A 385-nucleotide genomic window follows, 5' to 3' on the forward strand; every position below is an offset into this window, starting at 1 on the left:
TTTCCTCGGCTCGCCCGAGGGGGCGCTGTGGTCGACGGTCTTCCTCATCGTCTGGCGCTTCGCCGGGTTCTACATGCTCCTGCTCATGGTGGGGCTGCAGGGGATCCCGCACGAGGTCTACGAGGCCGCGCGCATGGACGGCGCGAACCGCTGGCAGACGTTCGGGCGCGTGACGCTCCCGCTGCTGCGCCCGTCGCTCGCGCTGTGCACGATCATGTGCGTCACCGGCTCGCTCCTCGCGTTCGACCAGTTCTACATCCTCACCAAGGGCGGTCCGGACAACAGCACGATCACCGTGGTCCAGCTCATCTACAACATCGCCTTCCAGGGCCAGAACGACCTGGGCGTGGCCGCCGCGCTGTCGATCATCGTGCTCGCCGCCCTC

At 67.5% G+C, this 385-nt stretch carries 1 protein-coding gene; it reads left to right on the plus strand.

The window, feature by feature from the left end:
• Positions 1–385, plus strand: a 385-nt coding sequence (locus tag G3I78_RS50715; protein ID WP_164437438.1) for a sugar ABC transporter permease, incomplete at both ends; no start/stop codon positions are given.

It is taken from the genome of Streptomyces sp. SID13726 (assembly GCF_010548375.1).
GTDB lineage: Bacteria > Actinomycetota > Actinomycetes > Streptomycetales > Streptomycetaceae > Streptomyces.